The sequence below is a fragment of the Williamsia sp. M5A3_1d genome (assembly GCF_053345315.1).
On sequence record NZ_JBKEZX010000004.1, the window covers coordinates 252,647 to 272,251 of the forward strand.

General features: G+C 69.0%; 21 protein-coding genes. 13 read left to right on the forward strand and 8 right to left on the reverse strand.

Going from position 1 to position 19,605, the window contains the following annotated elements; all coding sequences use genetic code 11:
• Nucleotides 1-110 precede the first annotated feature (110 nt).
• The 5 genes from ACLBW1_RS18085 to ACLBW1_RS18105 all read left to right on the forward strand — a co-directional run bounded on the left by ACLBW1_RS18085 (nt 111) and on the right by ACLBW1_RS18105 (nt 3,195).
• Nucleotides 111-443, forward strand: a complete 333-nt coding sequence (locus ACLBW1_RS18085) for a helix-turn-helix domain-containing protein (protein ID WP_447813195.1) — start codon at nt 111-113, stop codon at nt 441-443.
• A 134-nt stretch (nt 444-577) separates the two neighbouring features.
• Nucleotides 578-1,381, forward strand: a complete 804-nt coding sequence (locus tag ACLBW1_RS18090; protein ID WP_447813196.1) for a PspA/IM30 family protein — start codon at nt 578-580, stop codon at nt 1,379-1,381.
• A gap of 173 nt (nt 1,382-1,554) precedes the next feature.
• On the forward strand, nt 1,555-1,737 hold the full coding sequence (locus ACLBW1_RS18095; protein WP_447813197.1) for a hypothetical protein: 183 nt from the start codon (nt 1,555-1,557) through the stop codon (nt 1,735-1,737).
• A 43-nt stretch (nt 1,738-1,780) separates the two neighbouring features.
• Nucleotides 1,781-2,989 (forward strand): glycosyltransferase, encoded by a 1,209-nt coding sequence (locus ACLBW1_RS18100; protein ID WP_447813198.1) that lies wholly within the window; start codon nt 1,781-1,783, stop codon nt 2,987-2,989.
• A gap of 11 nt (nt 2,990-3,000) precedes the next feature.
• Nucleotides 3,001-3,195, forward strand: a complete 195-nt coding sequence (locus ACLBW1_RS18105) for a DUF3046 domain-containing protein (protein WP_447813199.1) — start codon at nt 3,001-3,003, stop codon at nt 3,193-3,195.
• A 27-nt stretch (nt 3,196-3,222) separates the two neighbouring features.
• Here ACLBW1_RS18105 and ACLBW1_RS18110 read toward each other — a convergent pair whose 3' ends face one another.
• The gene (locus ACLBW1_RS18110; RefSeq protein WP_447813200.1) at nt 3,223-3,390 is read right to left on the reverse strand and encodes a hypothetical protein; all 168 of its coding nucleotides are present in this window, start codon (nt 3,388-3,390) and stop codon (nt 3,223-3,225) included.
• A gap of 102 nt (nt 3,391-3,492) precedes the next feature.
• On the opposite strand from ACLBW1_RS18110, the gene recA reads away from it, so the two are divergent.
• Together recA and ACLBW1_RS18120 are read left to right on the forward strand one after the other, a co-directional pair.
• On the forward strand, nt 3,493-4,533 hold the full coding sequence (gene recA, locus ACLBW1_RS18115; RefSeq protein WP_434217924.1) for a recombinase RecA: 1,041 nt from the start codon (nt 3,493-3,495) through the stop codon (nt 4,531-4,533).
• Nucleotides 4,502-5,155: a regulatory protein RecX gene (locus ACLBW1_RS18120; protein WP_447813201.1), complete on the forward strand. Its 654-nt coding sequence runs from the start codon at nt 4,502-4,504 to the stop codon at nt 5,153-5,155. The genes recA and ACLBW1_RS18120 overlap by 32 nt, the downstream gene beginning before the upstream one ends.
• Before the next feature lie 31 nt (nt 5,156-5,186).
• On the opposite strand, the gene ACLBW1_RS18125 is transcribed toward ACLBW1_RS18120, so the two are convergent.
• Genes ACLBW1_RS18125 through ACLBW1_RS18140 form a run of 4 tightly spaced genes read right to left on the reverse strand, consistent with a single transcriptional unit; the run spans nt 5,187 to nt 8,534 of the window.
• Complete coding sequence (locus tag ACLBW1_RS18125) at nt 5,187-6,053, reverse strand: amino acid ABC transporter permease (protein ID WP_447813202.1); 867 nt, start codon at nt 6,051-6,053, stop codon at nt 5,187-5,189.
• Nucleotides 6,050-6,733, reverse strand: coding sequence for an amino acid ABC transporter permease (locus tag ACLBW1_RS18130; RefSeq protein ID WP_045822520.1), 684 nt, complete (start codon nt 6,731-6,733; stop codon nt 6,050-6,052). The genes ACLBW1_RS18125 and ACLBW1_RS18130 overlap by 4 nt, the downstream gene beginning before the upstream one ends.
• Nucleotides 6,730-7,782, reverse strand: coding sequence for a glutamate ABC transporter substrate-binding protein (locus ACLBW1_RS18135; protein ID WP_447813203.1), 1,053 nt, complete (start codon nt 7,780-7,782; stop codon nt 6,730-6,732). The genes ACLBW1_RS18130 and ACLBW1_RS18135 overlap by 4 nt, the downstream gene beginning before the upstream one ends.
• Nucleotides 7,783-7,805: 23 nt before the next feature.
• On the reverse strand, nt 7,806-8,534 hold the full coding sequence (locus tag ACLBW1_RS18140) for an amino acid ABC transporter ATP-binding protein (RefSeq protein WP_447813612.1): 729 nt from the start codon (nt 8,532-8,534) through the stop codon (nt 7,806-7,808).
• A gap of 196 nt (nt 8,535-8,730) precedes the next feature.
• Between ACLBW1_RS18140 and miaB the strand changes: the two genes are divergently transcribed.
• Together miaB and ACLBW1_RS18150 are read left to right on the forward strand one after the other, a co-directional pair.
• Nucleotides 8,731-10,287 carry a tRNA (N6-isopentenyl adenosine(37)-C2)-methylthiotransferase MiaB gene (miaB, locus tag ACLBW1_RS18145; protein WP_447813204.1) on the forward strand — a complete coding sequence of 519 codons (1,557 nt, stop codon included), beginning with the start codon at nt 8,731-8,733 and terminating at the stop codon, nt 10,285-10,287.
• Entirely contained in the window at nt 10,284-10,943 is a 660-nt protein-coding gene (locus tag ACLBW1_RS18150) for an Rv2732c family membrane protein (RefSeq protein WP_447813205.1), read from the forward strand. The genes miaB and ACLBW1_RS18150 overlap by 4 nt, the downstream gene beginning before the upstream one ends.
• A gap of 34 nt (nt 10,944-10,977) precedes the next feature.
• Here ACLBW1_RS18150 and ACLBW1_RS18155 read toward each other — a convergent pair whose 3' ends face one another.
• On the reverse strand, nt 10,978-12,522 hold the full coding sequence (locus ACLBW1_RS18155) for a DUF349 domain-containing protein (protein ID WP_447813206.1): 1,545 nt from the start codon (nt 12,520-12,522) through the stop codon (nt 10,978-10,980).
• A gap of 193 nt (nt 12,523-12,715) precedes the next feature.
• Here ACLBW1_RS18155 and ACLBW1_RS18160 point away from each other — a divergent pair, with 193 nt between their 5' ends.
• The 4 genes from ACLBW1_RS18160 to hflX all read left to right on the forward strand — a co-directional run bounded on the left by ACLBW1_RS18160 (nt 12,716) and on the right by hflX (nt 17,047).
• Nucleotides 12,716-13,444: a hypothetical protein gene (locus tag ACLBW1_RS18160; RefSeq protein WP_447813207.1), complete on the forward strand. Its 729-nt coding sequence runs from the start codon at nt 12,716-12,718 to the stop codon at nt 13,442-13,444.
• A complete protein-coding gene (miaA, locus tag ACLBW1_RS18165; protein WP_447813208.1) occupies nt 13,432-14,412 on the forward strand; it encodes a tRNA (adenosine(37)-N6)-dimethylallyltransferase MiaA in 981 nt (326 codons plus the stop codon). Before ACLBW1_RS18160 ends, miaA begins: the two co-directional genes overlap by 13 nt.
• 80 nt (nt 14,413-14,492) lie before the next feature.
• Nucleotides 14,493-15,413 (forward strand): diaminopimelate epimerase, encoded by a 921-nt coding sequence (gene dapF / locus ACLBW1_RS18170; RefSeq protein ID WP_447813209.1) that lies wholly within the window; start codon nt 14,493-14,495, stop codon nt 15,411-15,413.
• A gap of 86 nt (nt 15,414-15,499) precedes the next feature.
• Nucleotides 15,500-17,047 (forward strand): GTPase HflX, encoded by a 1,548-nt coding sequence (gene hflX / locus ACLBW1_RS18175; RefSeq protein WP_447813210.1) that lies wholly within the window; start codon nt 15,500-15,502, stop codon nt 17,045-17,047.
• A 95-nt stretch (nt 17,048-17,142) separates the two neighbouring features.
• On the opposite strand, the gene ACLBW1_RS18180 is transcribed toward hflX, so the two are convergent.
• Complete coding sequence (locus ACLBW1_RS18180; protein WP_045822527.1) at nt 17,143-17,403, reverse strand: HPr family phosphocarrier protein; 261 nt, start codon at nt 17,401-17,403, stop codon at nt 17,143-17,145.
• Nucleotides 17,404-17,457: 54 nt separating this feature from the next.
• Nucleotides 17,458-19,593: a PTS fructose transporter subunit IIABC gene (locus ACLBW1_RS18185; protein WP_447813211.1), complete on the reverse strand. Its 2,136-nt coding sequence runs from the start codon at nt 19,591-19,593 to the stop codon at nt 17,458-17,460.
• Between the last annotated feature and the right edge of the window lie 12 nt (nt 19,594-19,605).

The following is a 19,605-nucleotide window of genomic DNA, read 5'->3' on the forward strand; positions in this document are numbered from 1 at the left end:
CGGACGTCGATTAGGGTCGTCGGAACTCCTCGCTGCGTGCCGATACGACCGGATCGGGAACTTCCGTGGGGTGTGAGCGCGTTGTACGTCAGTAGGTGAGGAGGACTCCAATGGCAGCACTACTTCGTGAGGCTCTCGGTGGCAGTCTGCGGCGGGTCCGGACGGATCAGGGCCGCACGCTGCGTGAGGTCTCGACCGACGCGCGGGTGAGCCTGGGCTACCTGTCCGAGATCGAGCGTGGACAGAAGGAGGCGTCGAGCGAGTTGCTCTCGGCGATCTGCGACGCCCTCGACGTGGAGATCGCCGACCTCCTCCTCGATGTCAGCACCGCGATGCGTCGTCGTACCACCATCGCCGAGGACACGAAGGTCGTGATCCCGCCGCCCGCCGACTCGACCGGTGCCGCCCGCGCCCGGGGCACCTCCACGCTGTCGGCGGCCTGACCCGCACCACCCGCCGGGCCGACGTCACCCCTCGCGGTGACGCCACCGGCTAGATTGGTGTCCATTGCACGGCTGTACTCCTGCGAGATCGGCCGGGCACGACTCCATGTACGAGCACCGACGACAGGGAAAAGATGCCGAACCCATTCGTGAAGGCCTGGCGCTACCTGATGGCCGCCGGCAACGCCACGATCGACGAGCGTGCCGATCCGAAGATCCAGATCCAGCAGGCCATCGAGGACGCGCAACGTCAGCACCAGGCGTTGTCGCAGCAGGCCGCCGCGGTCATCGGCAACCAGCGTCAGCTCGAGATGAAGCTCAATCGTCAGCTCGAGGAGGTCGAGAAGCTCAACGCGAACACTCGGCAGGCGCTGACGCTGGCCGATCAGGCCGCGTCGAACGGTGACTCCGCGAAGGCGGGGGAGTACACCAATGCCGCCGAGGCGTTCGCCGCCCAGCTCGTCACCGCCGAGCAGAGCATCGAGGACCTCAAGACCCTGCACGACCAGTCCCTGCAGGCGGCGGCGCAGGCCAAGCAGGCCGTCGAGCAGAACTCGATGATGTTGCAGCAGAAGCTCGCCGAACGTACGAAGCTGCTCAGCCAGCTCGAGCAGGCGAAGATGCAGGAGCAGGTCAGCTCCTCGCTGCAGCAGATGAGCGAGCTGTCGGCGCCGGGCAACACCCCGAATCTCGAGCAGGTGCGCGAGAAGATCGAGCGTCGCTACGCCACCGCTCTCGGCTCGGCTGAGCTCTCCCGCAACACCGTCGGTGGTCGCATGATGGAGGTCCAGCAGGCCTCGGTCCAGATGGCAGGTCATTCGCGCCTCGAGCAGATCCGCGCCGGGATGAAGAACGAGGCCCTGCCCGGTGGTTCGTCGTCGAACCCCGCCATCGACCCCGCCACCCCCGATCTGAACAAGCGTCCCGAGCAGTCCTGACCCACCGGGTCCTGGTGTCCCCGAGAACTCGTCTCGCGGTGTCGGGGTCATCCCGGATCTTTCCCCCGACTCGGTCGTGAGCTGCTGACCCGGCGTCGCCGACGGGGCATCGTGACCGGTGACGGGTCGGCGCATCGATCGGCCCGGACGCCGGAACGGAAGAGGTGCGCGACATGTGGTGGAAGATTGCGGTGGCGATCGTCGTGGTGTGGTTGGCCTTCGGGTTGATCGTGGCGCTCGTGAAAGGGTTGGCGGCGCTGGCCGTCCTCGGCCTGCTGGCCCTGGGGGTCGTGACGGCGGTCAAGTGGTTCACCCGAGCGGACAAGCCCTCGGCCGGTCTGCCCGCCGATCGCTAGACCGGCGCTACGACCGATGGATCGACAGCTGAGGAGCTCGTAGGTGCGGATCGCTGTCGTGGCGGGACCCGATGCCGGACATGCGATCCCGGCGATGGCCCTGGCCGAACGGCTGTCACGGGCGGGTGACGAGGTCATCGTCTTCACCGGTGCGGGGTGGGCCGACATCCGTGCCGCCCGCGCGGAGGAACTCCCGCCCGTGGAGATGGCGGAGCTTCCTGGCCTCGACCTCCTCGACTCCGACGGCGACGACACCGATGCCGGCGCGCGACTCAGTGTCCGCGCGGCGCGGATGACCACGGCCCTCACCCCGTTGCTCGAGGCGGCCGGGGTCGAGCTGGTGGTGTGTGACGTGATCACCGTCTGCGGCGGGTGGTCGGCCCGGCTGCTCGGACTGCCCTGGATCGAGCTGTCGCCGCACCCGCTCTACGAGCCGTCGCGAGGTCTGCCACCGATCGGCAGCGGATTGGCGCCGGGGACCGGGGTGGGGGGCCGACTGCGCGACACGCTGATGCGTGCGGCGACCGCGCGGTCGCGACGGCTCGGTGAACGGCAGCGCGGGGTGGCGCGTGTGTCGGTCGGCCTGCCCGCCGAGGATCCCGGTCCCGACGCGCGTCTGGTCGCGACACTGCCTGCGCTGGAGGTGCCGCGACCCGACTGGCCCGACTCCGCCCACGTCGTCGGTCCGCTGCTGTGGGAGCCGACCGATGCCACCGCCGAACCCCCGGCCGGTGACGATCCGCTGGTCGTGGTGGCCCCCTCCACCGCGCACACCGGTGTCGCCGACCTCGTCGCCACCGCACTGCAGGCGCTCGATCCGGCCACGACCGGCCGACCGGTTCGGCTGGTCGTCTCGGCACTCACCGAACCGTCGATCCCGTTGCCCGACTGGGCGACCGCCACGACCGGCCGCCAGGACACGCTGCTGGCGACGGCGTCGGTGGCGATCTGTGGAGGTGGCCACGGCATGCTCGCCAAATGTCTCACCGCGGGGGTGCCGGTGGTCACCGTCCCGGGTGGTGGCGATCAGTGGGAACTCGCCAACCGCGCCGAACGGGCCGGCGTCGGTGTCTGCGTGCGGCCGCTGACCCCCGCGGCACTGCGTCGCGCGGTCGAGCGGGTTCTCGACGACCCCGCGATCCGGGCCGCCGCACGGGCGGCCGGCGCCGCGGGCGGTCTCACCGATCCGGTGGATGTGTGTCACGCCGTGGTCCGCGCACATCGTGACGATCCTGCGGGGGATCGTCGCTAGGCTGGTCGGCGATGCGACTGACCGAGTTCACCGAACTGATGGAGACCGAGTTCGGCTCCACCGCCGCCTACTCCATGCTGCGTGACCACGTCTTCCCGGAGTTCGGTGGGCGCAGCGGCGCCGACGCCGTCGACGCGGGATACGACCCGAAGCAGGTGTGGCAGGCCTACTGCCGCGATTTCGACGTCCCACGCGACCGCTGGTGACGCGTCACCCGATGTGACAGTGACGCGTCACCAGATGTCACGGTGACGCGTCACCCGATCCGACGGCGTGTCGGCGCGGCGAATACCCGCATCGAACAGATGTTCGTCTAATCTGGAGCCTGTTCGATAACGCGAGGCGATCCCGATCGAGCGGATCGGTCCACAGATGACGTCGGTGCACAGGGCGGCACGCACGATCGATGTCGTTGTCGGTGGTCCCGTCTAGCGTGGCGCACACCGAGGACACCGGCCTGTGGACACGCACAGAATCGGCCTCCCAAGACACAGGAGAACCCCATGGCAGCAGCACCGCAGGATCGCGAGAAGGCACTCGACCTCGCACTCGCGCAGATCGACAAGAACTTCGGCAAGGGCTCGGTGATGCGCCTGGGCGACGAGGTGCGCGCACCGATCGAGGTCATCCCGACCGGCTCCATCGCGCTCGATGTCGCGCTGGGCATCGGCGGTCTCCCCCGCGGCCGCGTCGTCGAGATCTACGGCCCGGAATCGTCGGGTAAGACGACCGTGGCACTGCACGCGGTCGCCAACGCACAGGCCAACGGTGGCATCGCGGCCTTCATCGACGCCGAGCACGCGCTCGACCCCGACTACGCGCAGAAGCTCGGTGTCGACACCGACGCGTTGCTGGTGTCGCAGCCCGACACCGGTGAGCAGGCCCTCGAGATCGCGGACATGCTGATCCGTTCCGGCGCTCTCGACATCCTGGTCGTCGACTCGGTGGCCGCACTGGTGCCCCGCGCGGAGATCGAGGGCGAGATGGGCGACAGCCACGTCGGCCTGCAGGCGCGACTGATGAGCCAGGCGCTGCGCAAGATCACCGGCGCGATGAGCAACTCGGGGACCACGGTCATCTTCATCAACCAGCTGCGCGAGAAGATCGGCGTCATGTTCGGCTCGCCCGAGACCACCACGGGCGGTAAGGCTCTCAAGTTCTACGCCTCGGTGCGCCTCGACATCCGTCGCATCGAGACCCTCAAGGACGGCACCGACGCGGTGGGCAACCGTACCCGCGTGAAGGTCGTCAAGAACAAGGTGTCGCCGCCGTTCAAGCAGGCCGAGTTCGACATCCTCTACGGCCACGGCATCAGCAAGGAGGGCTCGCTGATCGACCTCGGCGTCAACGAGGGCTTCATCCGCAAGTCCGGATCGTGGTTCACCTACGAGGGGGACCAGCTCGGCCAGGGCAAGGAGAACGCCCGCAAGTTCCTGCTCGAGAACATCGATGTGCGCGACGAGATCGAGAAGAAGATCAAGGAGAAGCTCGGCATCGGTGCGGTCCTGACCGATGACGTGGCGCCTGCGCCCGTTGACTTCTGATCGGTTCCACGACTCCCGAACGGGGGAGGATGTCCGGGCGCGCCTGCAGGGTGCGACCCGCGAGATCCTCTCCCGTTCGTCGTCTGCCCCTCCTCGCCCCGAGAAACAGACATCGGGACGCGGTGGGTCGCGCCCTGAGGCGACGGCCTACGACAGCGCACTGCGCCTGCTCGGGGTGCGCGCCCGGAGCCGATCAGAACTGCGGACTCGACTGTTGGGCAAGGATTTCGAGCCAGCGGAGGTGGACTCGGTACTCGACCGCCTCGCCGCCGTCGGACTCGTCGACGATGCGGATTTCGCCCTGCAGTGGGTTCGCGCACGACACGAACACAGCGGTCGCGGGCGCACCGCCCTGCGGCACGAGCTGCGCACCAAGGGTGTCGATCCGGCGGTCGCCGAGGCCGCACTCGCCACGATCGACGCCGACGAGGAACGCCTCCGCGCCGCCGATCTCGTCGCGCGGAAGGTCAGCGGCTGGACGGTGGACATGATCGCCGACCGCGACGAACGCGACCGGCGGACCCGCCGCCTCGTCGCCATGCTCGCCCGACGCGGCTACGGATCGGCGGATGCCTTCGAGATCGTCCGCGCCGCACTCGACGACCTACCCGACCCCGACTGACACCGCCGACCGCAGCTGGACCCATGCGACGTCAGACGGGCAGTTTGTCGAGCTGGACCGGTGCGGTCGTCGTGTCCTTGCGTCGTCCCTCGCGTACACGCCGCTCGACCGTGGTGGCCAACACCGACAACCCGAAGTTGATGATGATCATGACGATCGCCACGACCACCAGCGCCGGCAGATAGTTGCCGTAGTACGAGGCGGACTGGATACCCGAGCGCACGACCTCGATGTAGCCGATCGCGTACCCCAGAGCGCTGTCCTTGAGCGCGATCACCATCTGCGAGATCAGGGCGGGGAGCATCGCGGTGATGGCCTGGGGGAGCAGGATGATCCGCATGGTCTGGGACTTGCGCAGCCCCAAGGAGTTCGCGGCCTCGAGCTGACCCGACGGCAACGAGTTGATGCCCGAGCGCAGGATCTCCGCGATCACCGAGCCGTTGTACAGCGTGAGCCCGGTGACCACGGCCGCGAAGGCCAACTGCTGCGACGGGAACACCGCGTACTGCGCGAACAGGTAGTAGGCGAAGATCATCAGGATCAGGACGGGGATCGCTCGGAAGATCTCGACCACTCCACCGCTGATCCAGCGCACCGCACGATGTTCCGAGAGTCGTCCGATGCCCAGGACGGCACCGAGGATCAACGCGAACACGATCGACAGGGCCGCCGCCTTCAAGGTGCCCCACAGTCCGGGCAGCAGGTAGGTGGTCCAGGTGTTGGCCTCGACGAACGGCTTCCACTTCTCGCCGGTGAGCTGCTCGTTGCCGGCCAGCGTCACGATCACGAACGCCACCGCCGCGATGAGGATCACGGCGAACACGACGGCGATCGCCTGGTAGCGACGCCTGGCCTTGGGGCCCGGGGCGTCGTAGAGGACTGTCGCGCTGCCGCTCATCGTCGGACCGCCAATCTCTTCGCGAGGAAGCCGAACACGTAGCCCTCGAGCAACGTGATGATCATGAAGCCGACCGCGATGATGGCGAAGATCGCGACGATCTGGTCGGCGTGGTTCTCGATCTGTTCCTTCATCAGCAGCGACGCCTCGGCGACACCGATGGCCGAGGCGATCGTGGTGTTCTTCGTCAGCGCGATCAGGACGCTGCCCATCGGCCCGATGACCGACCGGATCGCCTGCGGCAGGACGATGATCCCGAAGACCTTCGAGAAACCGAGACCCAGCGACCGGGCCGCCTCGGCCTGTCCGAGCGGGACGGTGTTGAAGCCGGACCGCAGTGTCTCGCACACGAATGTCGAGGTGTAGACCACGAATCCGAGGACGGCGAGCCAGAAGTTGTTGTTCTTGATGAAGTTGGCGTTCTCCGGCGCCAGGGTGAGCCCGAGGTTCTGGTAGAGGCCGATCGAACAGAAGATGACGATCAGCGTCAGCGGGGTGTTGCGGACGATGTTGACGTACCAGGTCCCGAACATCCGCATCACGGGCACCGGCGACACCCGCATGCCGGCGAGGATCGTGCCCCACACCAGCGAACCGATGGCGGCGAAGAAGGTGAGCTTGAGGGTGACCCAGTACGCTGGCCACAACGCGGGGCCGATGTCCGACCACAACTCGTTCATGACAGACCCGCCGGGCACGGGGTGGACTTCGAGTCGAGGAACGACAGATCGCCGGGCTTCGGGGTGAAGGTGAACGGCGAGTCGGGCGCGTCGGCGCGCTTCATCAAGGTGTTGACCTCCTCGTCACCGACGGACTCACGCAGAGCGCGTTCCCACGGCGACGACCCCGAACCGTCCGGGGTGAGCATCTTTTCGAGCGCTTTGTTTGCCGCGGTGGCGTTGGCCGGATAGTTCTTCGGCATGCCGATGCCGTACCGCTCGGTGGAGAACGGCGCCCCCTCCTTGCGCAGGACCTTCTTGCCGGACGAGGTGACGCACGCGTCCTTGGGGTAGGTCATGTCGACGATCTTGAACTGGTCGTCGTAGATGTCGAAGTTGGCGAAGCCCGCGAGGATGACCTCGTCGGTGGTCAACGCGTCGATCTTCTTCAACCGCAGGGCCTCCACGCATCCGGAGTAGGAGTCGTACTCCTGCAACTGGATTCGCGGCAGCTGGGCCTTGACGTTCTGCGCCGACGTCGATCCGGTCACCGAACAGAGCTTCTTGCCCTTGTCGAGGTCGGTCAGCGTCGCGATGCTGTCGTCGTCCTTGCGGACCAGCAGTCCCTGGTAGTTCACGAGGTAGGGCCCGGCGAAGGCGACGCGTTCGGAGCGCGCGGCGTTGATCGAGTAGGTGGCGGCGATCATGTCGACCTCGCCGTTCTCGATGAGCGTCTCGCGCTGGGCCGACGGGGTCTCGCGCCAGGTGATCTTCGGGTGTTTCACGCCGAGGTCGTCGGCGATCGAATCGACCACGTACCGCGACACCAAAGTGTCGAAACCGGTGAAGTCGCGGTTCGGTTCGCGCAGCCCGAGTCCGGGCTGGTCGTACTTCGTGCCGAGGATGACCGAGCCGTCCTTGATCGACGCGATGAGATCACGGGGATTGGTGTTGCCGCAGGCGGTCATCGACGCCGCGGTGACGGTCAGCGTCACGGCCAGCGCGAACACGGTGGACCACCGACGCCGGCGTGTGTGTGCCCGCACCGGTCGTGTGTGTGATGCCCGCATCAGTTGTCTGTGTGATGCCCGCATCAGTGCCCCAGGATCTTGCCGAGGAAGTCACGGGCACGGTCGGACTCCGGGCGGGTGAAGAAGCTCTCCGGATCGGTGTCCTCGACGACGGCGCCGTCGGCCATGAAGATCACGCGATCGGCGGCCTTGCGGGCGAACCCCATCTCGTGGGTCACCACCAGCATCGTCATGCCCTCCTTGGCGAGGGAGACCATGACGTCGAGGACCTCGTTGACCATCTCCGGGTCGAGTGCCGAGGTCGGCTCGTCGAACAGCATCACCTTCGGGTCCATCGCGAGCGAACGGGCGATGGCCACGCGCTGCTGCTGACCACCTGAGAGCTGCGCCGGGTACTTGTCCTTCTGCGCGGCGATCCCCACACGTTCGAGGAGTTCCATCGCCCGCTCGCGTGCGGCGTCCTTGCTCTTCTTGCGCACCTTCATCGGCGCGAGGGTGACGTTGTCGATGATCGTCTTGTGGGCGAAGAGGTTGAACGACTGGAACACCATGCCGACCTCGGCGCGCAGGGCGGCGAGTCCCTTCCCCTCCGACGGCAGCGGTTCACCGTCGATGCGGATCTCGCCGTTGTCGATCGGCTCGAGGCGGTTGATCGTGCGACACAGCGTGGACTTGCCCGAGCCGGAGGGGCCGAGGACGACGACCACCTGTCCCGCCGGCACATCGAGGTTGATGTCCTTGAGGACGTGGAGGTCACCGAAGTGTTTGTCGACACCGTGTAGCGAGATCATCGGGGTGGTGCCCGAGGTCGCGGACGCGGCCGGTCCGGATTGCGAAGCGGTCATGCAGGGCACCTTACGGTCACCGTGACCCGATATGACCCGAAAGCGTGGCCCTGGGTAACGAAATCTTTACCCACGGACCCCCGGGGGGTTGTCGAGTCGCCGATTCCGGTTGTGCCCGGGCGCGGACGTACCCTGGACTGCGATGAAAGCGTATTCACCGTCGATCGCGCCCGCCGGTCCGGTCGCCCGCAGTTACCAGGTCCGTACCCACGGCTGTCAGATGAACGTGCACGATTCCGAGCGCATCTCGGGGGTTCTCGAGGACGCCGGTTACGTGCGCGCGAGTGACGACACCGACGCCGACCTGGTGGTGTTCAACACGTGTGCGGTGCGGGAGAACGCCGACAACAAGCTCTACGGCAACCTGTCGCATCTCGCGCCGATCAAGAAGCAGCGCCCCGACATGCAGATCGCCGTCGGTGGATGCCTCGCCCAGAAGGACCGGGGTGCCGTCGTCGACAAGGCGCCGTGGGTCGACGTCGTGTTCGGCACCCACAACCTGGGGTCGCTGCCGGTGCTGCTCGAACGCGCCCGCCACAACGCCGCGGCGGAGGTCGAGATCCTCGACTCGCTCAAGGAATTCCCCTCGACGCTGCCCGCACGCCGGGAGTCGTCGTACGCGGGGTGGGTGTCGGTCTCGGTGGGGTGCAACAACACCTGCACGTTCTGCATCGTCCCCGCGCTCCGCGGCAAGGAGGTCGACCGGCGACCCGGCGACGTCCTCGCCGAGGTGCAGGCACTCGTGGACGAGGGTGTGCTCGAGGTGACGCTGCTCGGTCAGAACGTGAACGCGTACGGCATGTCGTTCGTCGACCCGGGCCTCGGGAGGCAGCGCTCGGCGTTCGCAGACCTGTTGCGCGCGGCCGGCGACATCGACGGACTCGAGCGACTGCGATTCACATCACCGCACCCGGCCGAGTTCACCACCGACGTCATCGACGCGATGGCGGAGACCCCGGCGGTGTGCCCGCAGCTGCACATGCCGCTGCAGTCCGGTTCCGACCGTGTCCTGCGGTCGATGCGACGCAGCTATCGACGGACACGGTTCCTGTCGATCCTCGACGAGGTGCGCGACCGTATCCCCGACGCCGCGATCAGCACCGACATCATCGTCGGGTTCCCGGGGGAGACCGAGGAGGACTTCGCTGCGACCCTCGACATGGTCGCCACCGCCCGTTTCGCGTCGGCGTTCACCTTCCAGTACTCGCCGCGTCCGGGCACCCCCGCGGCGACCATGCCCGATCAGGTGCCCAAAGAGGTTGTCACCGAACGGTATCTGCGGCTGACGGCCCTGCAGGACGAGATCTGCCTGCAGGAGAACCGTCGGGTGGTCGGCACGCCGGTGGAGCTGCTGGTGGTCGCCGACAGCGGTCGCAAGAGCGCGGCCAGCCACCGGCGGACCGGTCGTGCGCGCGACGGTCGCCTCGTGCACTTCACGGCGACCGATCCCGACGCGATCCGTGCGGGCGATGTCGTCGAGACCGTGGTGACCGGGGCATCACCGCACCATCTGGTGGCCGACGACGGTGTGCTCTCGCACCGCCGGACCCGCGCAGGCGATGCATCCGCGGCCGGACGCACAGCACAGACCCCGCCGATCGGTGTGGGTCTCGGGATGCCCGCGGTGGGGGTGCCGACCATCGCCGACGCGACCGGCGGTACCGACACCGCGTCATGCGGAGGAGGATGTGGTTCATGAGTGATGCACGATCGACCGACGGTGACCGGGGCGACGCCTTCTCCGCGTTTGAGGGAGACCTCCGCAAAGCCGAACGCAAGGTGGCCGGCGAGATCGACCCGGGCGGTCGTGCAGTCGTGGTCGCGGTCGCGGTGCTCGCGGCGATCCTGGCGATGATCCTTCCGCACACCGGTTCGGCCAACGGGATCGACGTGCTCACCTTCGCGGCCGACTCGACGGCGGAGCGGGTGACGATCACCTCGCGCGTGTTCATCTACCTGCTGGTGATCTTCGGCATCGTGTTCTCGATGCTCGCGCTGGTGACCCGTCGCTGGGTGATCGCGTGGGTGGCGCTGTGCGGCTCGGCGGTCGGTTGCGTCGCGGGCATGCTCGCGTGGTGGTCGCGCAACACCCCCGGTGTCGACGGGATCGCTCCGCCGCACGGTGTCGGTGCCGGCCTGGTGCTCGGCTGGTTCGCGTTGCTGGTCATCACGTTCCACTGGGCGCGGGTGGTCTGGGCGCGCACCAACTATCAGCTCGCGCTCGAGGAGGGTCGGCGTCGTGAGGCGACCGAGGCCGAGGACCGTGCCCGCGCCCTGCAGCAGCGGGCGTCGCAGGCCCGCGTCACCGATCGGCCGGTCGACGACTCCACGCCCACCGACCCCGCCGGCGACTGACCTCGCCCGACCGCAAGCTCGGGCGAGCCGGGGACTAGAGGTCGGAGACGGCGCTCTGCGCGGCCTGTGACCACTCGCGCCACTGCTGGGCCTGGGCTCGCAGGTCGGCGGCCTCGCGGTCCTTCCCCCGCGCGGCGGCCTTCTCGGCCTGCTCCTCGAGTTGTGCCACGCGGGACGCGAACTGGTCGGCACGGGCCTTGACCTCAGGGTCGGTGCGCTGCCAGTGCGAGTTCTCGGCGTCGGCGATGCGCTTCTCGATGGCGCGCATGCCTTTCTCCAGCGACTGCATCTGCTCGCGGGGGACCTTCCCGATGGCGTCCCACCGGTCGCGCAACGACCGGAACTGCGCGCGCGCCGCGTCGAGATCCTCGGCCGGGTCGGCCATCGACTTCGCTTCGTCGAGGAGGGCGCGCTTGGCCGCCGCGTTCGCGCCGAACTCCTCGTCACGTTCGGAGTTGGCTGCGTTCCGGGCCGCGAAGAACACGTCCTGGGCGGCCTTGAAGCGCTCCCACAGGGCGTCGTCGGTGTCACGCGGCGCGCGCCCGGCCGCTTTCCACTCGGTCAGCAGGTCGCGGAAACGACCTGCCGTGGGCCCCCAGTCGGTGGAGTCCGACAGGGCCTGCGCCTGCTCGATCAGCTCTTCCTTGCGGGCTTTCGCGCCCGCGCGCTCGCGGTCGAGATCGGCGAAATGCGCACCACGACGGCGATTGAACGCGTCGCGGGCCTTCGCGTAGCGCTTCCACAGAACGTCGTCGGTCTTGCGGTCGACACCCTTGATCGTCTTCCACTCGTCGAGGATCTCGCGCAGTCGATCGCCGGCGTGTTTCCACTGCGTGGTCTCGGCGCCGATCTGTTCGGCCTCGGCGGCGAGGGTCTCCTTGCGCGCGATGGCCGCGGCACGGGCGGCGTCACGCTCCTTCGTGCGCTGTTCGGCGATGCTGTCGGCGCCGTCGATGATGGCCGTCAGCCGACGCTCGAGCGTCGGGACGTCGCCGATGACCGCGGCCGTGGGCAGCGATTCCCGCAGGCCCACCGCGGCCGTCTTCGTCTTCCGGGGATCACCTGTTCCCGCCGCGAGCCGTTCCTCGAGGATCTCGACCTCCGTGGCGAGGTCGTCGAACCGTCGGCCGTAGTGCGCCAGACCGTCGGCAGGGGTACCCGCCTGCCACGACCCGATCTGTCGCGGTTCGTCACCGACGGTCAGCCACACCGTCCCGTCGTCGTCGACGCGACCGAACAGCTTCGGGTCGCTCGCCGGTCGCACCCGCACCGGATGCTCGACGACCGGTGCCGCGGTCGTCGCGGCCACCGGGTTCGCGGCGCCCGGACGGGGTGCGCCGGGGCGGGGACCGGGCCGGGGGCCCGGGCGCGGACCGGGTTTCGGGGTGCCGGGGGACGGTGAGCTCGGCGCCGACGTGACCGATGGTTCGGGGCTGGGCGACGCGGTCACCGGTGCCGCGGTCGCCGCGGATGCCGTCGAGGTCGGCTCTGCGGGAGTCGTCGGGTCCGGGACGGTCACGCCCGGCGAGTCCGCGGGCTCGGCTGTGGAGTCCGCGCGGTCCGCTGTCGGTTCACTCATGTCCGTCACAACCTCGTCCCTGCCGCGCGTCACGGCTGCCACTGTCGTCCGACCCACCCGGTGCATCATCCCCACCCGGTGTCTGGTGGACCCATCTAAGCAGGCGGGTGCCGATTTCGTGCGCAGTCGCGTCAACGCCGCGGACGGTGCGCGGACACCGGGGCGCGAGGCCGCGTCGACTAGCGTCTGTGGCGTGCTCACCGCCGTCGCATTCGTCCCCGGGGCCCCGCTGATCGTCCCGGAGGTGTCGGGTCCCGGAGCGGTCGCCGACGTCGCACCGATCCGCGACGCCGTGCTCGACGTGGGCCGACGGCTGGCCGACCGGGCGAGCACATGGGTGGCGATCGGGGTCGCCCCACACGACGCATCCCCGACACCCCGAACCGGGACGTTCGCCGGTTTCGGCGTCGACCTGTCGGTGTCGCTGGATCCCGGAACCGCGCCACAGACGGACGGCGACACGATGCCTGCCCCGATGCTGATCGCCGGATGGCTGCGCGGCCGGGTGGCCGAGGCCGTGCGAATCGAGCCGGTGCTCGTGGATCCGTCGACGCCGGGGGCGGAGTGCGCCGATATCGGTAGACGCCTCGGTCGCCGCACCGCCGGATCCGACCAGGCGATCGGACTGCTGGTCGTCGGGGACGGATCGACCGGACTCACCGACCGCGCCCCCGCCGGACTCCTCGACGGGGCTGCCGCCGTGCAGGCCGCCGTCGACGATGCGCTCGCCGCCGCCGACTCCGACGCGCTCGACCGGCTCGACGAACGCGAGTGCGCATCGATGCGGATCGCCGGCCGCGCGGCGTGGCAGGTCGCCGCCTCGGCATGGACCGGGGCCGGCGACGTGCCGCGAACCTCTGAGTCGCTCTATCGCGGGGCACCGTTCGGGGTGGGCTACCAGGTCGTGTGGTGGGAACGCTGACCGTGCCGTCGGTGTCGGGGCCCCACGAGGTCGTCGTCGCGCCGATCGCGGTGATCGGTCCCACCGGCACCGGCAAGTCCGACCTCGCGCTCGACCTCGCGCAGCGGTACGACGGCGAGATCGTCAACATCGATGCGATGCAGCAGTACCGGGGCATGGACATCGGGACGGCCAAGGTGCCGCCGGGGATGCGTCGCGGGATCACCCACCATCAACTCGACGTCCTCGACGTCACCGAGACCGCGACCGTCGCCCGCTACCAGGCCGCCGCCCGCACCGATGTCGAGGCGATCCTCTCCGCCGGTCGCCGCCCGATCATCGTCGGCGGATCGATGATGTACATCCAGTCGCTCCTCGACGACTGGACCTTCCCCGCCACCGATCCCGCCGTGCGGGCGCGGCTCGAAGACGAGCTCGCCGTCGACGGGGTGGAGTCGCTGCACCGTCGTCTCGCCGAGGTCGACCCGGCGGCCGCGGCATCGATCCTGGAATCCGACGGACGCCGCATCGTGCGGGCACTGGAGGTCGTCGAGATCACCGGGCAACCGTTCGCCGCGTCGGCACCGCCGATAGGTCGGGCCCCGCGCTGGTCGACGACGATCGTCGCCCTCGACCGCGACACCGACCTCCTCGACGGGCGTCTGCGTCGGCGCACCGACGCCATGTTCGACTCCGGACTCGTCGACGAGGTACGCGCGCTCGTCGACCGCGGGCTGCGAGAGGGCACGACCGCGCCCCGAGCCATCGGCTACGCACAGGTCATCGACGCCCTCGACGGGCGACACGACATGGAGACCGCGCGGGAGCTCACGTTCACCGGCACCCGACGCTACGTCCGGCGACAGCGCTCGTGGTTCCGGCGTGATCCGCGCATCCACTGGTTCGACGCCGACGCCCCCTCGGTGCTCGACGCCGTCTCGGCCCTGGTCGACACCGCGCCCGGCGCACCCGCGATCGAGGGGCCCTGACGACAGCGGGCCTCGGACGAGAACGGGCCCCGGAGAAAATGGACTCCGACGGTGACGGGCACGGACGGTAACCTGGGCCTATGGCAGCAGACGTCGACATCGAGGGCATCGAGTTCCTCAAGGGGCACGGCACCCAGAACGACTTCGTGTTGCTGCCCGACCCCGACGCGCGCCTCGACCTCACCGCCGACCTCGTGGTGGCGCTGTGCGACCGTCGTCGCGGCATCGGTGCCGACGGCGTGCTGCGTGTCGCGCGTGCCGACGCGCTTTGTGTGACCGGCGCGCTCGACCAACTGCCCGCGGGCGTCGGAACCCGCGACTGGTTCATGGACTATCGCAACGCCGACGGGTCGATCGCCGAGATGTGCGGGAACGGAGTGCGGGTGTTCGCCCACCACCTCGTGGCCGCCGGACTGGTGGACGGACCCGACTTCGTCGTCGGGTCACGTGCGGGCGCGCGGGCGGTGCACGTCGTCGACGCCGATGCCACCACCGCGACGGTCACCGTGGAGATGGGGCCGGTCACCGCCGGCGGCGAGAGCAAGGCCACGCTCGGCGATCTCACCGTCCCCGGGATCGCCGTCGACGTCGGCAACCCGCATCTCGCCTGTGTCGTACCCGATCTCGACCTCGCCGCCCTCGATGCGATCGATCTCGCCTCGGGCGCCCGGTTCGACACCGACGTGTTCCCGGCCGGGGTGAACATCGAGATCATCACGCCGCCGCATGACGGCGTCGTCGCGATGCGGGTCCTCGAGCGCGGTGTCGGTGAGACGCGCAGCTGCGGGACCGGCACCGTCGCCGCGGCGGCCGCCGCGCTGCTGTCGTCCACCGGGAATCAGTTGGGCAGCATCGACGTTGACGTACCGGGAGGTCGGGTGACCGTCCGCCTCGAGGCCGACGCCGCCTATCTCACCGGCCCATCTGTTCTGGTGGGTTCGGGAACGTTGCGCCCGGGCTGGGAGCGGTACTCGAGCGCACCACGGACCGCCGCCCGGTGACGTCCTCGCGCGAAGCCGAACCGCGCCTCGACGACCCCGACACCGCTTCTCCGACAGAAAAATCGGATGCGCGGGCACCCCGCTCCATGGGATCACTGACACCACGCGCAGAACGCGCGGCAACACCGGACCACGACACAGAGGAGAACACCTTCTTCACCGACACGAACACCATCGACCACACCGACGAGCCCGAGGCCTTCGGCGAGACGGACCGCACGGCGGGTATCACCGAGCAGTTCCGGCGGCGTACGCCGACCACCGGTGAGCTGCAGCTCGACGAACGATCCTCGTTGCAGCGCGTCCCGGGACTGTCGACCGAGCTCACCGACGTCACCGAGGTCGAATACCGGCAGCTCCGCCTCGAGCGGGTCGTGCTGGTCGGGGTGTGGACCGACGGCAGTGCGTCCACGGCGCAGGCCCGGATGGCCGAGTTGGCCGCACTGGCCGAGACGGCGGGCTCGGAGATCCTCGATGCGGTCATGCAGCGGCGCGATCGGCCCGATCCGGCGACCTACATCGGGTCCGGCAAAGCCCACGAGCTGCGTGAGGTGGTCCTCGCGACCGGCGCCGACACCGTGATCTGCGACGGCGAGCTCACCCCGGCGCAGCTCAACGCGCTGGAGAAGGTGGTGAAGGTCAAGGTCATCGACCGCACCGCCCTGATCCTCGACATCTTCGCCCAACACGCCACCTCCCGCGAGGGCAAGGCGCAGGTCGCGTTGGCACAGATGGAGTACATGATCCCGCGACTGCGCGGCTGGGGTGAGTCGATGTCGCGTCAGGCCGGTGGTCGGGCGGGCAGCAACGGCGGCGTGGGCCTGCGCGGTCCCGGTGAGACGAAGATCGAGACCGATCGACGGCGCATCCGCGAGCGGATGGCCAAGCTGCGTCGTGAGATCCGCGGCATGAAGACCGCGCGCACGGTGTCCCGCAGCGGTCGTCGCCGCTCGGCGGTACCCGCGATCACCATCGCCGGCTACACCAACGCCGGAAAATCCAGCCTCATCAACGCCATGACCGGCTCCGGGGTGCTCGTCCAGAACGCGCTGTTCGCGACCCTCGACCCGACGACCCGTCGCGCGACGCTCGACGACGGACGCGAGGTCGTCTTCACCGACACCGTCGGGTTCGTGCGACACCTGCCGACGCAGCTGGTCGAGGCCTTCCGGTCGACCCTCGAAGAGGTCGTCGACGCCGACCTGGTGCTGCACGTCGTCGACGCATCCGACCCGCTGCCGATGGAGCAGATCTCTACGGTGCGCACCGTGATCGACGAGGTCGTGCGCAGCGAGAAGGCGACCGCACCGCCGGAGATCCTCGTCGTCAACAAGATCGACGCCGCCGACCCGCTCACCCTCGCGGCACTGCGCGGTGAGTTCTCGGACGCCGTGTTCGTCTCGGCGACCACCGGCGAGGGGCTCGACGAGCTGTTCGACCGTGTGCGCGACGTGGTCGGACGCGACGACGTGGAGATGTCGGTACTCGTGCCGTACTCCCGCGGCGATCTCGTCTCGCGCATCCACGCCCACGGCGACGTCCTCGAGACCGAGCACCGCGACGACGGCACGTTCATGCGGGTGAAGGTCCCCGCCGCGCTGGCCGGTGACCTGGTCGACATCGCCTGGCGCTGAGGCGACACGAGACGAGAAACGGCCGGCGGGGACATCCCCACCGGCCGTTTCTCGTTGTAGAACGTCAGCGCACTATTCGGTCCTGACGTTCGCGCTCACTCGGCGTCGAGATCCTTGCCGACCAGACCGGCGATCTCGTCGAGCGTGGCCTGATCGTCGGCGCTGACCACCACCTGGGTGCCCTTCTCGGCGCCGAGGGTCATGATCATGAGCGCCGAGCCGGCGTCCACGGGCTCGCCGCCCTCGACGGCCAGGGTGACCGCCGAACCGGCCGCGGCGACGGCCTCGGCGATGATCGTGGCGGGGCGGGCGTGCAGTCCGACGGCGGACCCGACGGCGATGGTGGTGCTGGGCATGTTCAGTTCCTTCTCTGTGGGGATGACGTGCGGGAGTGGTTCAGGCGTGGTGGATCAGGCTGCGACGGGAGCGCCGACCGCGACCTCGGAGGTCGCGACCACCGGCTTGGATCGCATCTGCTTGGCCGCGACCACGAGGACGGCTCCCACGATGGTGCCCGCGGCGAGCGAGATGAGGAAGCCCAGAACGTTGCTCATCGCGAAGAACACGAAGATCCCGCCGTGCGGGGCACGCAGACCGACGTCGAACGCCATGGTCAGTGCGCCGGTGACGGCGCCACCGGCCATCATCGAGGGGATGACCCGCAGCGGGTCGGCCGCGGCGAACGGGATCGCGCCCTCGGAGATGAACGACGCACCGAGCAGCCAGGCCGCCTTGCCGTTCTCCCGTTCGGGTTCGGTGAAGAGCTTCGGACGGATGGTGGTGGCCAGGGCCATCGCCAGCGGCGGGACCATGCCCGCGCACATCACCGTCGCCATGATCCGCAGATCGGCCGAGCCGCCGATCGCGAGCCCCTGCACCGCGAAGGCGTACGCCGCCTTGTTGACCGGGCCGCCCAGGTCGAAACACATCATGAGTCCGAGGATGATGCCGAGGATGATGACCGAGCTGCCGCTCATCGACGACAGCGCGTCCTGCAGCGAGGTGGTGATCCACTTGAGCGGTCGTCCGAGCACCATGAACATCAGCGCGCCGGTGATCAGGGTGGCGAGCAGCGGGATGATCACGACAGGCATGAGTCCACGAGCCCACTGCGGCAACGGGATCCGGCCGATCCACAGGGCGACGAAACCGGCGATGAGACCACCGACGAGGCCGCCGATGAAGCCGGCGCCGACCACCGAGGCGATGTATCCGGCAGTGAAACCCGGTGCCAGACCCGGACGGTCGGCGATCGCGAAGGCGATGTACCCCGCGAGCGCGGGGACGAGGAAGAAGAACGCGAGAGAACCGATCTCGAAGAACACCCCGCCGAGATACTGGGTGAAGCCGCCCGAGGGCAGGTTGGTGAGACTGTTGCTCAGCGCGATGGTCGCACCCAGGGGATCGGTCGCCCCATCGGGCTTGAGCGCCATCTCGTACCCACCGAGCAGGAAGCCGAGTGCGATGAGCAGGCCGCCCGCGGCGACGAACGGGATCATGTAGCTGACGCCGGTCAGCAGGATCTGCCGGGTGCGGGTGCCCCAGCCGAGCTCGCTCGACCCGGCTGACGCGCCGCTGTCGGCCGCGGCGGCCGATCCGCCGACGCGCTTGGCGTTCGGGTTCTTCGCCGCGGCGACGGCCTCGGCGATCATCGTGTCGGGCTCGTTGATCGCCCGCTTGGTGCCCGATTCGATGACGGGCTTGCCGGCGAACCGCTCGCGGCCCTTCACGCCCACGTCGGTGGCGAAGATGACCGCGTCGGCCCGGGCGATGACCGCGGGATCGATGGCGGTGGTCTTCGACGACCCCTGGGTCTCGACGACGAAGTCGACATCGGCGCGCTGTGCGGCGTAGGTGAGGGCATCAGCGGCCATGTAGGTGTGCGCGATACCGGTCGGGCAGGCGGTGATCGCCACCACGGTGGTCGCGGCGGCCGAATCAGTGCCGGGGGGAGTGGTGCCGGCGGCGGACGATGCGGCACCGCTCGGTGCGACACCGGTCTGGTCGGTAGCGGTCTGGGCCGGGGTGGCCTTGGGTGCGGCCGGGGTGACGACCTCGGAGACCAGGGCGACCACGGCGTCGGCGTCGGAGGCGGCCCGGAGCTTCGCGACGAAGTCGGGGCGGACCAGCGCCCGCGCCAGCGCGCTGAGCAGCTTCATGTGCTCGGATCCGCCTGAGGCGGGCGCCGAGATGAGGAACACCAGATCCGCCGGTGCGTCAGTGGCGCCGAAGTCGACCGGCGGCGCGAGGCGGGCGAAGGCCAGGCTCGCGCGCACCGAGGATTCGGTGCGGCAGTGGGGGATCGCGATACCGCCGGGAAGGCCCGTGGCCGACTGGGCCTCGCGCGCCATCGCTGCACTCACGAGCGTGTCGGCGTCGGTGGCCCGGCCGCTGCGGACCAGGAGGTCGGCGAGGTAGGTGATCACCGCCTTGTTGTCCGATCCGGCGGCGACGTCGAGGGCGACGGTCGCGGCCTCGATGATCTGCGGTGGATCGGCGGATTCGGTCGCCCCGGTCGGAGCGGTGCCGATGTGGGTGTCGGACATCGTTGTGCCTTT

Excerpts from the sequence above, each read along its gene's own strand:
- ACLBW1_RS18085 (WP_447813195.1), top strand. The coding sequence starts at position 111 with ATGGCAGCACTACTTCGTGAGGCTCTCGGTGGCAGTCTGCGGCGGGTC.
- ACLBW1_RS18090 (WP_447813196.1), top strand. The coding sequence starts at position 578 with ATGCCGAACCCATTCGTGAAGGCCTGGCGCTACCTGATGGCCGCCGGC.
- ACLBW1_RS18095 (WP_447813197.1), top strand. The coding sequence starts at position 1,555 with ATGTGGTGGAAGATTGCGGTGGCGATCGTCGTGGTGTGGTTGGCCTTC.
- ACLBW1_RS18105 (WP_447813199.1), top strand. The coding sequence starts at position 3,001 with ATGCGACTGACCGAGTTCACCGAACTGATGGAGACCGAGTTCGGCTCC.
- recA (WP_434217924.1), top strand. The coding sequence starts at position 3,493 with ATGGCAGCAGCACCGCAGGATCGCGAGAAGGCACTCGACCTCGCACTC.
- ACLBW1_RS18120 (WP_447813201.1), top strand. The coding sequence starts at position 4,502 with ATGACGTGGCGCCTGCGCCCGTTGACTTCTGATCGGTTCCACGACTCC.
- ACLBW1_RS18125 (WP_447813202.1), bottom strand. The coding sequence starts at position 6,053 with ATGAGCGGCAGCGCGACAGTCCTCTACGACGCCCCGGGCCCCAAGGCC.
- ACLBW1_RS18130 (WP_045822520.1), bottom strand. The coding sequence starts at position 6,733 with ATGAACGAGTTGTGGTCGGACATCGGCCCCGCGTTGTGGCCAGCGTAC.
- ACLBW1_RS18135 (WP_447813203.1), bottom strand. The coding sequence starts at position 7,782 with ATGCGGGCATCACACACACGACCGGTGCGGGCACACACACGCCGGCGT.
- ACLBW1_RS18140 (WP_447813612.1), bottom strand. The coding sequence starts at position 8,534 with ATGATCTCGCTACACGGTGTCGACAAACACTTCGGTGACCTCCACGTC.
- miaB (WP_447813204.1), top strand. The coding sequence starts at position 8,731 with ATGAAAGCGTATTCACCGTCGATCGCGCCCGCCGGTCCGGTCGCCCGC.
- ACLBW1_RS18150 (WP_447813205.1), top strand. The coding sequence starts at position 10,284 with ATGAGTGATGCACGATCGACCGACGGTGACCGGGGCGACGCCTTCTCC.
- ACLBW1_RS18155 (WP_447813206.1), bottom strand. The coding sequence starts at position 12,522 with ATGAGTGAACCGACAGCGGACCGCGCGGACTCCACAGCCGAGCCCGCG.
- dapF (WP_447813209.1), top strand. The coding sequence starts at position 14,493 with ATGGCAGCAGACGTCGACATCGAGGGCATCGAGTTCCTCAAGGGGCAC.
- hflX (WP_447813210.1), top strand. The coding sequence starts at position 15,500 with ATGGGATCACTGACACCACGCGCAGAACGCGCGGCAACACCGGACCAC.
- ACLBW1_RS18180 (WP_045822527.1), bottom strand. The coding sequence starts at position 17,403 with ATGCCCAGCACCACCATCGCCGTCGGGTCCGCCGTCGGACTGCACGCC.
- ACLBW1_RS18185 (WP_447813211.1), bottom strand. The coding sequence starts at position 19,593 with ATGTCCGACACCCACATCGGCACCGCTCCGACCGGGGCGACCGAATCC.